The organism is Bacillus sp. SD127 (assembly GCF_058566445.1).
The window spans coordinates 4200166-4213618 of record NZ_CP191226.1 but is presented as its reverse complement, the minus strand read 5'-3'; the positions used below and the strand labels follow the sequence as shown (position 1 = coordinate 4213618).

General features: G+C 43.6%; 12 protein-coding genes. All 12 read left to right on the top strand.

Going from position 1 to position 13453, the window contains the following annotated elements; translation table 11 throughout:
- Nucleotides 1-16: 16 nt before the first annotated feature.
- The 12 genes from purR to yabN all read left to right on the top strand — a co-directional run bounded on the left by purR (nt 17) and on the right by yabN (nt 13452).
- Nucleotides 17-874: a pur operon repressor gene (gene purR / locus ACQVGS_RS21865; protein ID WP_024123618.1), complete on the top strand. Its 858-nt coding sequence runs from the start codon at nt 17-19 to the stop codon at nt 872-874.
- Nucleotides 871-1248: a 2-iminobutanoate/2-iminopropanoate deaminase gene (gene ridA, locus ACQVGS_RS21860; protein WP_003218344.1), complete on the top strand. Its 378-nt coding sequence runs from the start codon at nt 871-873 to the stop codon at nt 1246-1248. The genes purR and ridA overlap by 4 nt, the downstream gene beginning before the upstream one ends.
- Before the next feature lie 194 nt (nt 1249-1442).
- A complete protein-coding gene (spoVG, locus tag ACQVGS_RS21855; RefSeq protein WP_003218346.1) occupies nt 1443-1736 on the top strand; it encodes a septation regulator SpoVG in 294 nt (97 codons plus the stop codon).
- Nucleotides 1737-1927: 191 nt separating this feature from the next.
- A complete protein-coding gene (gene glmU / locus ACQVGS_RS21850) occupies nt 1928-3298 on the top strand; it encodes a bifunctional UDP-N-acetylglucosamine diphosphorylase/glucosamine-1-phosphate N-acetyltransferase GlmU (protein ID WP_024123619.1) in 1371 nt (456 codons plus the stop codon).
- Nucleotides 3299-3320: 22 nt separating this feature from the next.
- Entirely contained in the window at nt 3321-4274 is a 954-nt protein-coding gene (locus ACQVGS_RS21845; protein ID WP_003218353.1) for a ribose-phosphate diphosphokinase, read from the top strand.
- Between the two features lie 84 nt (nt 4275-4358).
- Nucleotides 4359-4976: a 50S ribosomal protein L25/general stress protein Ctc gene (locus ACQVGS_RS21840; RefSeq protein ID WP_024123620.1), complete on the top strand. Its 618-nt coding sequence runs from the start codon at nt 4359-4361 to the stop codon at nt 4974-4976.
- 105 nt (nt 4977-5081) lie between these two features.
- Nucleotides 5082-5648: an aminoacyl-tRNA hydrolase gene (gene pth, locus ACQVGS_RS21835; RefSeq protein ID WP_491830613.1), complete on the top strand. Its 567-nt coding sequence runs from the start codon at nt 5082-5084 to the stop codon at nt 5646-5648.
- 60 nt (nt 5649-5708) lie between these two features.
- Nucleotides 5709-5939 carry an anti-sigma-F factor Fin gene (gene fin / locus ACQVGS_RS21830; RefSeq protein ID WP_024123622.1) on the top strand — a complete coding sequence of 77 codons (231 nt, stop codon included), beginning with the start codon at nt 5709-5711 and terminating at the stop codon, nt 5937-5939.
- 69 nt (nt 5940-6008) lie between these two features.
- A complete protein-coding gene (gene mfd / locus ACQVGS_RS21825) occupies nt 6009-9542 on the top strand; it encodes a transcription-repair coupling factor (RefSeq protein WP_095714733.1) in 3534 nt (1177 codons plus the stop codon).
- Between the two features lie 134 nt (nt 9543-9676).
- Complete coding sequence (gene spoVT / locus ACQVGS_RS21820) at nt 9677-10213, top strand: stage V sporulation protein T (RefSeq protein WP_024123624.1); 537 nt, start codon at nt 9677-9679, stop codon at nt 10211-10213.
- A gap of 181 nt (nt 10214-10394) precedes the next feature.
- Nucleotides 10395-11993, top strand: a complete 1599-nt coding sequence (locus ACQVGS_RS21815) for a putative polysaccharide biosynthesis protein (RefSeq protein ID WP_491830609.1) — start codon at nt 10395-10397, stop codon at nt 11991-11993.
- Nucleotides 11983-13452, top strand: coding sequence for a bifunctional methyltransferase/pyrophosphohydrolase YabN (gene yabN, locus ACQVGS_RS21810; protein WP_491830607.1), 1470 nt, complete (start codon nt 11983-11985; stop codon nt 13450-13452). Before ACQVGS_RS21815 ends, yabN begins: the two co-directional genes overlap by 11 nt.
- The last annotated feature ends 1 nt before the right edge of the window (nt 13453 follow it).

Genomic DNA, 13453 nt, shown 5'->3' with positions numbered 1-13453 from the left:
TTTTGGGGGTAAGTTCATGAAGTTTCGTCGCAGCGGCAGATTGGTGGACTTAACAAATTATTTGTTAACCCATCCGCACGAGTTAATACCGTTAACCTTTTTTTCTGAGCGGTATGAATCTGCAAAATCATCGATCAGTGAAGATTTAACAATTATAAAGCAAACCTTTGAGCAGCAGGGGATTGGTACCTTGCTTACTGTTCCCGGTGCTGCCGGAGGTGTCAAATATATTCCGAAGATGAAGCAGGCTGAAGCTGAAGAATTCGTTCAGACACTTGGACAGTCATTGGCAAATCCTGAGCGTATCCTTCCGGGCGGTTATGTGTATTTAACGGATATCTTAGGAAAGCCATCTGTTCTCTCCAAGGTTGGAAAGCTGTTTGCTTCTGTATTTGCGGACCGCGAAATTGACGTTGTCATGACCGTTGCCACGAAAGGCATCCCTCTTGCGTATGCAGCTGCAAGTTATCTGAATGTGCCTGTCGTCATTGTGCGCAAGGATAACAAGGTAACTGAGGGCTCCACGGTGAGCATTAATTACGTGTCAGGCTCCTCAAACCGCATTCAAACGATGTCACTTGCAAAAAGAAGCATGAAAACGGGTTCAAACGTACTCATTATTGATGACTTTATGAAAGCAGGCGGCACAATTAATGGTATGATTAACCTGTTGGATGAGTTTAATGCGAATGTCGCGGGGATCGGCGTCTTGGTCGAAGCCGAAGGAGTAGATGAACGTCTTGTTGATGAATATATGTCACTTCTAACTCTTTCAACGATCAACATGAAAGATAAGTCCATTGAAATTCAGAATGGCAATTTTCTGCGTTTTTTTAAAGACAATCTTTTGAAGAATGGAGAGACAGAATCATGACAAAAGCAGTCCACACAAAACATGCCCCAGCGGCAATTGGACCTTACTCACAAGGGATCATCGTCAATAATATGTTTTACAGCTCAGGCCAAATTCCTTTGACGCCTTCAGGCGAGATGGTAAACGGTGATATTAAGGAGCAGACGCATCAAGTATTCAGCAACTTAAAAGCGGTGTTGGAAGAAGCGGGTGCTTCTCTTGAAACAGTTGTAAAGGCAACTGTATTTATCGCGGACATGGAACAGTTTGCGGAAGTGAACGAAGTGTACGGACAATATTTTGACACGCACAAACCGGCGAGATCTTGCGTTGAAGTTGCGAGACTTCCAAAGGATGCATTAGTCGAAATTGAAGTTATTGCGTTAGTAAAATAATAAGAAAAGTGATTCTGGGTAAACTCGGAATCACTTTTTTATTTACCTTATGCCCGAAATAAAAGCGTTATGACCTAATTGTGTATGTATATCCTATTTTTTCAAAAAATATTTTAAAAAACAGCAGGAATTCAGAAAAAATCGTGGAATTGATACACTAATGCTTTTATATAGGGAAAAGGTGGTGAACTACTGTGGAAGTTACTGACGTAAGATTACGCCGCGTGAATACCGATGGTCGCATGAGAGCGATTGCATCCATCACGCTGGATCACGAATTTGTTGTTCATGATATTCGTGTGATTGATGGAAACAATGGTCTTTTCGTTGCGATGCCGAGTAAACGCACCCCTGATGGAGAGTTCCGCGATATTGCTCATCCTATTAATTCAAGCACGCGAGGAAAAATTCAAGATGCCGTGTTAAATGAGTATCATCGTCTGGGTGACACTGAAGCATTAGAATTCGAAGAAGCTGGAGCTTCTTAAAAAATAACCAAAAAGCAAGGACTGCTGATAGGGCTGAGACAAGCCTTTTTCCGGCAGTCCTTTTTTAATTCTGATTTTTCAAACTAAAATGCACCCATAGAAAATTCTTGCACTTCATGAAGTCTCCTTGAAATCAACTGATATTTAGGATATATTTTTCTATGGATAAAAGGGATATTGGAGGCCATTAAATGGATAAGCGGTTTGCAGTTGTTTTAGCGGCTGGACAAGGAACAAGAATGAAATCAAAGCTTTACAAAGTCCTTCATCCAGTTTGCGGTAAGCCTATGGTAGAGCACGTCGTAGACGAAGCCTTAAAGTTATCTTTAACGAAGCTTGTCACGATTGTCGGACATGGTGCGGAAGAAGTGAAAAAGCAGCTTGGTGATAAAAGCGAGTATGCGCTTCAAGCAGAACAGCTTGGCACTGCTCATGCTGTAAAACAGGCACAGCCATTTCTTGCTGACGAAAAAGGTGTAACGATTGTCATTTGCGGAGATACGCCGCTTTTAACAGCGGAGACAATGGAAGCGATGCTGAAAGAACATACACAAAAAGAAGCAAAAGCTACGATCTTGACTGCAGTTGCAGAAGATCCGACTGGATACGGCCGAATCATTCGCGGTGAGAGCGGAGCGGTTCAAAAAATCGTGGAGCACAAGGACGCTTCAGAGGAAGAACGTCTTGTGACTGAAATCAATACTGGAACGTATTGTTTTGATAATGAAGCTCTATTCCGGGCCATTGACCAAGTATCGAACGATAATGTTCAAGGCGAGTATTATTTGCCGGATGTGATAGAGATCCTCAAAAATGAAGGCGAAACTGTTGCCGCTTACCAGACTGGTAACTTCCAAGAAACGCTCGGAGTTAATGATAGAGTTGCTCTTTCTCAGGCTGAATTGTTTATGAAAGAGCGGATTAATAAACGGCATATGCAAAATGGCGTTACGCTGATTGACCCGATGAATACGTATATTTCTCCTGAAGCTGTCATCGGAAGCGATACTGTGATTTATCCTGGAACTGTGATTAAAGGTGAGGTGCAAATCGGAGAAGATACGATTATCGGCCCTCATACTGAGATTATGAATAGTTCAATTGGCAGCCGTACTGTGATTAAACAATCGGTAGTCAATAACAGTAAAGTGGGGAATGATGTAAACATAGGACCTTTTGCTCACATCAGGCCTGATTCTGTCATCGGGAATGAAGTGAAGATCGGGAATTTTGTTGAAATCAAAAAGACGCAATTCGGAGACCGAAGCAAGGCTTCTCATTTAAGCTATGTCGGGGATGCTGAAGTAGGCACAGACGTCAACTTGGGCTGCGGTTCAATTACTGTCAATTATGATGGAAAGAATAAATATTTGACGAAAATTGAAGACGGCGCATTTATCGGCTGCAACTCCAATTTGGTTGCCCCTGTCACAGTCGGAGAAGGCGCTTATGTAGCGGCAGGCTCAACTGTTACGGAAGATGTACCTGGAAAAGCACTTGCTATTGCCAGAGCGAGACAAGTAAATAAAGACGATTATGTGAAAAATATTCATAAAAAATAATCCTAAATTCGGAGGTTTATCCATGTCTAATCAATACGGAGATAAGAATTTAAAGATTTTTTCTTTGAATTCTAATCCAGAGCTTGCAAAAGAAATCGCAGATATAGTTGGAGTTCAATTAGGGAAGTGTTCTGTCACAAGATTTAGTGACGGGGAAGTCCAAATTAATATCGAAGAAAGTATTCGCGGATGTGACTGTTACATCATCCAGTCTACAAGTGACCCCGTTAACGAGCATATTATGGAACTGTTGATTATGGTAGATGCGTTGAAACGCGCTTCTGCAAAAACCATTAACATTGTTATTCCTTATTACGGTTATGCGCGTCAAGACAGAAAAGCTAGATCCCGTGAGCCAATCACAGCAAAGCTTTTCGCAAACCTGCTTGAAACTGCCGGTGCGACTCGTGTCATTGCGCTTGATCTGCATGCACCGCAAATTCAAGGATTCTTTGATATACCGATTGACCACTTAATGGGTGTTCCGATTTTAGGAGAATATTTTGAAGGCAAAAACCTTGAAGATATCGTCATTGTTTCACCAGACCACGGCGGTGTGACACGTGCCCGCAAACTGGCTGACAGACTAAAAGCGCCGATTGCGATCATTGATAAGCGCCGTCCGAGACCGAATGTGGCAGAAGTCATGAATATTGTAGGTAATATCGAAGGGAAGACCGCTATCCTTATCGATGATATCATTGATACTGCCGGCACCATTACACTTGCAGCTAATGCGCTCGTTGAAAACGGAGCAAAAGAAGTTTATGCATGCTGTACACATCCGGTACTATCAGGACCTGCTGTTGAACGGATTAATAACTCAACAATTAAAGAGCTTGTTGTGACAAACAGCATCAAGCTTCCTGAAGAAAAGAAAATTGAACGGTTTAAGCAGCTTTCAGTCGGACCGCTTCTGGCTGAAGCGATTATTCGCGTTCATGAGCAGCAATCTGTCAGCTACCTTTTCAGCTAAACCGATTTTGAAAGGTTTAAACCTTTATCGTTATGGGTATTGTTTCTAATAGGACAATAAAACGATAATAGGATGGTGCTGAATATGGCAACGTTAACGGCAAAAGAAAGAACAGGTTTCACCCGTTCGTCTCTTCGGGATATCCGTACTTCAGGACATGTTCCAGGTATCATTTATGGAAAAGACACGGCAAACAAACCGGTATCCTTAGACAGTGTGGAACTTATCAAAACACTGAGGGATGAAGGCAAGAATACAGTCATTACACTCGACGTCAACGGAGAGAAGCACGCTGTCATGGTAACAGAGCTGCAAACGGACCCGCTGAAAAATGAGGTCACTCATGCTGACTTCCAAGTAGTCAATATGAGTGAAGAAATTGAAGTGGAAGTGCCGATTCATCTGACCGGAGAAGCAATTGGAGTGAAAAATGGAGGCGTATTGCAACAGCCGCTTTACGCTCTTACCGTGAAGGCGAAGCCAAAAGCAATTCCGCAATCGATCGAGGCAGACATTTCTGGTCTTGATGTAAATGATGTACTCACGATTGAGGACTTGCCTGCCGGCGGTGACTACTCCTATAATCACGAATCAGATGAAGTTGTGGCTTCTATTCTTCCTCCGCAGCAGCAGGATGCTGCAGAAACAGACGCTGAGGAAACTGCCGATGCTCAGCCTGAAGGTGAAAACGAAGATCAATAATAGCTTAAGGCGTAACCCTCCCGCGGTTACGTCTTTTGTGCTAGAATGAGAAGAATTATAGCCCGTGTTAGAGCGGGAGCTTATGTGACTAAGGGAGGATTTGCCATGCTTGTAATTGCTGGCCTCGGAAACCCGGGAAAGAACTATGAAAATACAAGGCATAATGTCGGATTTATGGCAATAGACCAGCTTTCGAAGGAATGGAACATTGAGCTGAACCAGAGCAAATTTAACGGATTATACGGAACCGGATTTGTTTCCGGCAAAAAGGTTCTACTTGTTAAACCGCTTACATATATGAATTTATCAGGAGAATGTTTGCGGCCTTTAATGGATTATTATGATGTAGACAACGAAGATTTAAAAGTCATTTACGATGACCTTGATCTTCCGACTGGCAAGATCCGTCTAAGAACGAAAGGCAGTGCCGGCGGGCATAATGGCATCAAATCACTGATCCAGCATCTCGGAACGCCTGAGTTTGATCGCATCCGCATCGGAATCGGGCGGCCAGTGAACGGGGTGAAGGTGGTTGATTATGTTTTAGGCGCTTTTACAAAGGATGAAACACCAGCAATTGATGAAGCGATTGGAAAGTCCGTTAAGGCTTGTGAGGCTTCTCTCAGCAAACCATTTTTAGAGGTTATGAACGAATTCAACGCGAAGGTATAAAATTCATAATCAAAGTCCATACTACACCAAAATGACTTTTTCATCAGGAGGGTCCCTTGTATGGCTTTGCATTATTATTGTCGTCATTGCGGAGTAAAAGTTGGAAGTCTGGAATCTTCCATGGTATCGACAAACTCACTTGGATTTGAGCACTTAACAAACGAGGAAAGAAACGATATGATTTCATATAAAGACAATGGAGATGTCCATGTTCTTACAATATGTGAAGATTGCCAAGAGGCGCTTGAACGAAATCCGCATTACCACGAACATCACACATTTATTCAATAAAAAGCTTTGGTGTAGACACTAGACCAAAGCGTTTTTCTGTTCTTACAGAAAACAGAGAGGAGGGGCCATATGGACAACATTCAAACCTTTATTAAAGAAAGCGATGACTTCAAATCCATCGTCAACGGTTTAAACGAGGGGCTGAAGGAACAACTGCTCGCGGGTCTTTCAGGTTCCGCGCGTTCTGTTTTTACTTCTGCTCTGGCTAATGAAACGAATAAGCCTATCTTTCTAATCACCCATAATTTATACCAAGCTCAGAAAGTAACGGATGATCTGACTTCACTTCTTGGAGATCGGTCTGTCCTTCTGTACCCCGTCAATGAACTCATATCATCAGAAATCGCGGTGGCTAGCCCTGAACTGCGGGCGCAGCGCTTAGATGTCATTAATAGATTAACAAACGGAGAAACGCCTATAGTTGTTGCTCCGGTGGCGGCTGTCAGAAGAATGCTGCCGCCGGTAGAGGTGTGGAAAAACAGCCAAATGCTCATTCAGGTGGGTCATGATATCGAACCGGATCAGCTGGCATCCCGACTGGTAGAGGTGGGATACGAGCGGTCTGATATGGTTTCTGCACCCGGTGAATTCAGTATTCGCGGCGGAATTATCGACATTTATCCGCTGACCTCTGAGCATCCGGTCAGAATCGAATTATTCGACACCGAGGTTGATTCCATCCGCAGCTTTAACTCCGACGATCAGCGGTCAATTGAAACCTTGACCTCCATCAGTATCGGTCCGGCAAAGGAACTGATTATCAGAGCTGAAGAAAAAGCACGTGCAATAGAGAAGATGGATAAAGGCCTTGCCGACAGCTTGAAAAAATTAAAGCTCGACAAGCAAAAAGAAATCCTGCATATGAATATTTCTCATGATAAAGAGCGTTTATCTGAAGGCCAGACAGATCAAGAACTGGTGAAGTACCTTTCATATTTTTATGAAAAACCTGCTAGTTTGCTAGATTATACACCTGATAACACGCTTCTTATTTTGGACGAAGTCAGCCGGATTCATGAAATGGAAGAGCAGCTTCAAAAGGAAGAAGCGGAGTTTGTCACAAATCTGCTGGAGGAAGGGAAGATTTTGCATGACATCAGTCTGTCATTCAGCTTCCAAAAAATAGCTGCTGAACAAAGACGGCCTTTGCTGTACTATTCTTTGTTTTTACGCCATGTTCAGCATACGAGCCCGCAAAATATCGTAAATGTATCCAGCAGACAAATGCAGAGCTTCCACGGGCAAATGAATGTTCTTGCCGGTGAAATGGAGCGGTTTAAAAAATCAAACTTCACCGTTGTGTTTTTGGGAGCAAATAAGGAACGTACACAAAGACTGTCTTCTGTTTTGGCCGATTATGAAATCGAAGCGGCGATGACTGACAGCAAAAAGGCGCTTGTTCAGGGACAGGTTTATATCATGGAAGGCGAGCTTCAATCAGGATTTGAGCTGCCGTTAATGAAGCTTGCTGTCATTACTGAAGAAGAATTGTTTAAAAACCGCGTGAAAAAGAAACCTCGAAAACAGAAGCTTACGAATGCAGAGCGCATCAAGAGCTATTCCGAGCTTCAAATTGGTGATTATGTCGTTCATATTAATCACGGGATCGGAAAGTATTTAGGGATCGAAACCCTTGAGATCAATGGAATTCATAAAGACTATTTAAACATTCACTATCAGGGAAGCGACAAGCTTTATGTGCCGGTTGAACAAATTGACCAGGTACAGAAGTATGTCGGATCAGAAGGAAAAGAACCGAAGCTGTATAAGTTAGGCGGCAGCGAATGGAAGCGGGTTAAGAAAAAAGTAGAAACATCCGTTCAAGACATCGCTGATGACTTAATTAAACTGTATGCCGAAAGGGAAGCGAGCAAGGGCTACGCATTTTCTCCTGATCATGAAATGCAGCGTGAATTTGAATCGGCGTTCCCTTATCAAGAGACAGAAGATCAGCTCCGCTCTATTCACGAAATCAAAAAAGACATGGAAAGAGAGCGGCCGATGGATCGACTGCTTTGCGGAGACGTAGGCTACGGGAAAACAGAGGTTGCCATCCGGGCGGCGTTTAAAGCAATCGCTGATGGAAAACAGGTCGCACTGCTTGTCCCGACAACCATTTTGGCTCAGCAGCACTATGAGACCATTACAGAGCGCTTTCAGGACTACCCGATGAATATCGGCCTGCTTAGCAGATTCAGAACAAGAAAAGAAGCAAACGAAACGATCAAAGGATTGAAAAACGGAACGGTTGATATCGTCATTGGGACACACCGACTGTTATCAAAAGATGTTGTTTATAAAGACTTAGGGCTGCTCATCATTGATGAGGAGCAGCGTTTTGGTGTCACCCATAAAGAAAAGATCAAACAGATTAAAGCCAATGTGGATGTATTAACATTAACAGCAACGCCGATTCCGCGTACGCTGCATATGTCTATGCTTGGCGTAAGGGATCTCTCGGTGATCGAGACGCCGCCGGAAAACCGCTTCCCTGTACAGACATATGTTGTGGAATACAATGGTGCCCTTGTCAGAGAGGCGATTGAGCGCGAGCTTGCGCGCGGTGGCCAAGTCTATTTCTTATACAACAGGGTAGAGGATATCGAACGGAAAGCAGATGAGATTTCAATGCTTGTCCCTGACGCGAAGGTTGCGTATGCCCACGGGAAAATGACAGAAAATGAATTAGAAGCTGTCATGCTGAGTTTCCTGGAAGGGGAATCAGACGTTCTCGTCAGCACAACAATCATTGAAACGGGTGTAGATATTCCAAACGTGAATACGCTGATCGTGTTTGACGCCGACAAGATGGGTCTTTCCCAGCTTTATCAGCTGCGTGGACGTGTCGGCCGTTCTAACCGTGTAGCGTATGCGTATTTCACGTATCGCCGGGATAAAGTGCTTACTGAAGTAGCTGAAAAAAGACTGCAGGCGATTAAAGAATTTACGGAGCTGGGATCTGGTTTTAAAATCGCCATGCGCGACTTAACGATTCGCGGAGCCGGAAACCTCCTTGGCGCTCAGCAGCACGGCTTTATCGATTCGGTCGGATTTGACCTCTATTCGCAAATGCTAAAAGAGGCCATAGAAGAGCGGAAAGGCGATACAGCGAAAACGGAGCATTTTGAAACAGAAATTGATCTTGAGCTTGATGCGTACATTCCGGAAACTTACATTCAAGACGGCAAACAGAAAATTGATATGTATAAACGCTTCAGATCTGTGGCTTCAATTGAAGAGAAAAATGAACTTCAAGATGAGATGATTGACAGGTTTGGAAATTATCCAAAAGAAGTTGAATACTTGTTTACCGTAGCTGAAATGAAGGTTTATGCGAAAAATGAACGGGTCGAATTGATTAAGCAAGATAAAGATGCAGTCAGGCTGACCATTTCTGAAGAGGCTAGTGCTGATATTGACGGCCAGAAACTGTTTGAGCTTGGCAACAAATACGGCAGACAAATCGGACTGGGAATGGAAGGAAAAAAACTCAAAATTTCCGTTCAAACGAAAGGCAAGACTGCGGATGAATGGCTCGAAACCGTGCTGGGCATGCTGAAGGGCCTTAAAGATGTGAAAAAACAAACCATTTCATCAACGTAAATTTTGTTACTCTCTGGTGTATATTACATTTGATGTGACGGATACTAATTTCAAGCGAGCGGAAGGTACATAAAGTAACTGCTTTAGGTCTTTCCCACATTGTATAACCATCAAATGAAAGAGAGGCACCAGAGATGAAAGCAACCGGTATCGTACGTCGTATTGATGACTTAGGACGGGTCGTGATTCCTAAAGAAATTCGCAGAACGCTGAGAATCAGGGAAGGCGATCCGCTTGAGATTTTTGTAGATCGTGACGGAGAAGTCATTTTGAAAAAATACTCTCCGATAAGTGAGCTTGGAGACTTTGCAAAGGAGTATGCAGACGCGCTTTATGACAGTCTTGGCCATTCAGTGCTTATCTGTGACCGTGATGTCTACATTGCCGTCTCCGGAAGTTCCAAAAAAGACTACTTAAACAAGCCGATCAGCGAAATGCTGGAAAAAACAATGGATCAGAGAAGTTCCGTGCTTGAGAGCGATGCAAAATCCGTGCAGCTTGTGAATGGAATTGATGAAGATATGAGTTCTTATACTGTCGGCCCAATTGTGGCGAATGGCGACCCGATAGGTGCTGTCGTGATTTTTTCAAAGGATCAGACGATGGGCGAAGTAGAGCATAAAGCCGTTGAAACAGCAGCTGGGTTTTTGGCTCGTCAAATGGAACAGTAGGTCTTATTACAATTATCAAAATAGGTATAGAAAGAACAGCTCTCCTTGGGACGCTGTTCTTTTTTGTGCAGGCTGAAAAAGGATTCCAAGGGTTGGGATATGGTATAATAACCTCGTTTTTATTTGTACCAAGGTCATTGCGAACTCTGCATGGCCCCTGACGTTGGGAAGGAGCTTTTGGATGGATGATTCAATACGCGTCAAACGGCATTGGATGTGGCAGGGGGCTTTTGTTTTAATTCTGGCAGGCGTTATTTCAAAAATATTAAGCGCCGTTTACAGAGTCCCATTTCAAAACATTGTCGGCGATGTTGGATTTTATATATATCAGCAGGTATACCCTTTTCTTGGTATTGCCGTCATGCTTTCAACATCAGGATTTCCGGTGATTATTTCTAAACTGATGAATGATTATAGTGAAAAAAACCATAACACCATAATGAAAATTTCAGCGCTGGTTTTATCGGTAATAGGTGTTTTTTTATTTCTGTGTTTATATATGGGAGCTGTTCCGATCGCTCTGTTTATGGGTGATTCGCATCTCGCCCAGTTAATTCAAGTAACAGCATATGCGTTTCTTCTGTTTCCATTTGTCGCGCTGCTCAGAGGCGTTTTTCAAGGGAGGCACAATATGCTGCCATCCGCTTTATCGCAAATCATGGAACAGTTTTTGCGGGTAGCGGTGCTTTTAGGGTTATCTTTTTGGCTCATCAAAAAGGGTGCCTCGCTTTATACCGCGGGAGCGGCAGCTGCTTCTGGTTCTCTTGCCGGAAGTTTGATTGCGCTTATCATCCTTGTCTTTTTTTGGTTCAAAACGAAAAAGCCTGAAAAAGCGGAAATAGAAAAAGAAAGTCACATTACAACAAATCAATTAATTAAGAAACTGCTTTTATATTCGGTAACGGTCTGTGTCAGCAGCCTGCTGCTTTTGTTTATTCAGCTTGTCGATGCGCTGAATTTATATTCTTTGCTGTCTGGCGGTGAGGTGAGTGAAGAAGCAAAGCGGCTGAAAGGAATTTATGACCGGGGGCAGCCTCTTTTGCAGCTCGGTTCTGTTTTCGCAATGAGCATCGGGACCTCACTCGTACCGTTGATTTCAAAGGCGGTAAAGGACAATCAAGTGCTGGTGATGAAACAAAGAGTGACGTCTTCCTTAAAGCTGTGTCTTGCGATTGGCGTTGCGGCGTCTGCTGGTCTCATCTGCATCCTCAAGCCGGTCAACATTATGCTGTTTCAAAATAGTGAAGGAACAGCTGCGTTACAGATATTTAGCTGCTCCATTTTGTTTGCGTCCTTGGCGGTCACGGCTGCTGCTGTCTTACAGGGAACGGGAAACACGGTATTTCCTGCAATAGCGGTAGGCGCAGGCGTGGCTGTGAAATGGGTGTTAAATACCTTTTTGGTTCCGCGTTATGGAATTGAAGGGGCTTCATTTGCGACAGCGGCTACCTTTGCGGCTGTCGCCGGCCTTAATTTATATCGCCTGCGGCAAAAAGAATGGCTGGACAAGCTGAGAGGCGTTATGCTTCCGATTATTGGGTCCGCTTTATTGATGTCAGCTGTCTTGCTTGCTTATTTACGCCTTTGGTCTTTTCTGTTTGATGCGGAAGGAAGAGGATATGCGGCGGTTGAAAGTGTTTCTGCTGTCGCCATTGGAGGCGCGGTGTTTATTTATTGTATGATGAAATTGGGAATATTTACGGATGAAGAGCTCAACAGTGTGCCTTTTGGCAGCAAGTTAAGCAAACTCACAAGAAGGAGAGAACAAAATGGCAGGTAACATTACAGTCGTCGGGCTTGGCGCCGGAGACATGGACCAGTTGACAATTGGCATACATAAGCTGCTGACAAAGGCGGACACTCTGTTTGTCAGAACAAAAGACCATCCTTTAATTCAGGAGCTAGAAAGCGAAACGAAGAACATTCGTTATTTTGATGATATATATGAGAAGCACGACCAGTTTGATGCGGTATACGAAGAAATTGCTGACATTCTCTTTGGAGAAGCGAAGCATCAGGACGTTGTTTATGCGGTTCCGGGGCATCCATTTGTAGCAGAAAAAACAGTACAGCTGCTGACGGAGCGGCAGGAAGAAAAAAACATTCAGGTGAAAGTCGCGGGAGGGCAAAGTTTTCTTGATGCCACTTTTAATGCCTTGCAAATTGATCCCATTGAAGGCTTTCAATTTGTGGATGCCGGCACATTGAGCGCGGATGAGCTTGAGCTCAGACATCACCTGATCATTTGTCAGGTTTACGACCAAATGACTGCATCCGAAGTGAAGCTGACATTAATGGAGAAGCTGCCGGATGATTATGAAGTTGTAATTGTAACGGCCGCCGGAAGCCGCGATGAGGATATTCGGAGAGTGCCTTTATTTGAATTGGACCGTAATGTCGCCATGAATAACTTAACAAGTGTGTATATTCCGCCGATTAAAGAAGAGAAGCTGCTGTACCGGGAGTTCTCCGCGTTTCGGCGCATTATCAGAGAGCTTCGCGGGCCTAACGGCTGTCCGTGGGATAAAAAGCAGACTCATCAGTCATTAAAACAATACATGATTGAAGAGTGTTATGAACTTCTCGAAGCAATTGACGAAGAAGACACAGACCATATGATCGAAGAGCTTGGCGACGTTTTGCTTCAGGTCCTGCTTCACGCGCAAATCGGTGAAGATGATGGTTATTTCACAATAGATGATGTGATTAAAGGGATCAGTGAAAAAATGGTCCGAAGACATCCCCATGTGTTTAAAGATGTTAAGGTTCAGGATGAAAACGATGTTTTGGCAAATTGGGAAGATATTAAAAAAGCAGAAAAACATACATCTGAAGAATCCTTGTTAGACAACGTCCCGAAAACCCTTCCTGCTCTTTCTAAAGCTGCTAAACTTCAGAAAAAAGCGGCAAAAGTCGGTTTTGACTGGGAAGATGTGAGTGATATTTGGGAAAAGGTGAATGAGGAGATGGCGGAATTTTCTTCGGAGGTTTCTGAAGACCCTCATGAACACAATCTCAAGGCCGAATTTGGCGACGTTCTCTTCGCCTTGGTAAATGTAGCCCGCTTCTACAAAATAGAACCGGAGGAAGCATTGGCGATGACAAACGATAAATTCCGGAGACGTTTCTCTTATATTGAGCAAACAGCGAAGGAAAAGGGAATCGAGCTGGCTAATATGTCTCTTGAGGACATGGACAACCTGTGGAATGAAGCAAAAGAAACTGAGAGGAGATCATAAT

Bases quoted from the DNA above. Each gene is read 5' to 3' on its own strand.
- mfd (WP_095714733.1), top strand. From the start codon at position 6,009: ATGGACAACATTCAAACCTTTATTAAAGAAAGCGATGACTTCAAATCC.
- spoVT (WP_024123624.1), top strand. From the start codon at position 9,677: ATGAAAGCAACCGGTATCGTACGTCGTATTGATGACTTAGGACGGGTC.
- ACQVGS_RS21840 (WP_024123620.1), top strand. From the start codon at position 4,359: ATGGCAACGTTAACGGCAAAAGAAAGAACAGGTTTCACCCGTTCGTCT.
- pth (WP_491830613.1), top strand. From the start codon at position 5,082: ATGCTTGTAATTGCTGGCCTCGGAAACCCGGGAAAGAACTATGAAAAT.
- ACQVGS_RS21845 (WP_003218353.1), top strand. From the start codon at position 3,321: ATGTCTAATCAATACGGAGATAAGAATTTAAAGATTTTTTCTTTGAAT.
- glmU (WP_024123619.1), top strand. From the start codon at position 1,928: ATGGATAAGCGGTTTGCAGTTGTTTTAGCGGCTGGACAAGGAACAAGA.
- yabN (WP_491830607.1), top strand. From the start codon at position 11,983: ATGGCAGGTAACATTACAGTCGTCGGGCTTGGCGCCGGAGACATGGAC.
- ridA (WP_003218344.1), top strand. From the start codon at position 871: ATGACAAAAGCAGTCCACACAAAACATGCCCCAGCGGCAATTGGACCT.
- ACQVGS_RS21815 (WP_491830609.1), top strand. From the start codon at position 10,395: ATGGATGATTCAATACGCGTCAAACGGCATTGGATGTGGCAGGGGGCT.
- purR (WP_024123618.1), top strand. From the start codon at position 17: ATGAAGTTTCGTCGCAGCGGCAGATTGGTGGACTTAACAAATTATTTG.
- fin (WP_024123622.1), top strand. From the start codon at position 5,709: ATGGCTTTGCATTATTATTGTCGTCATTGCGGAGTAAAAGTTGGAAGT.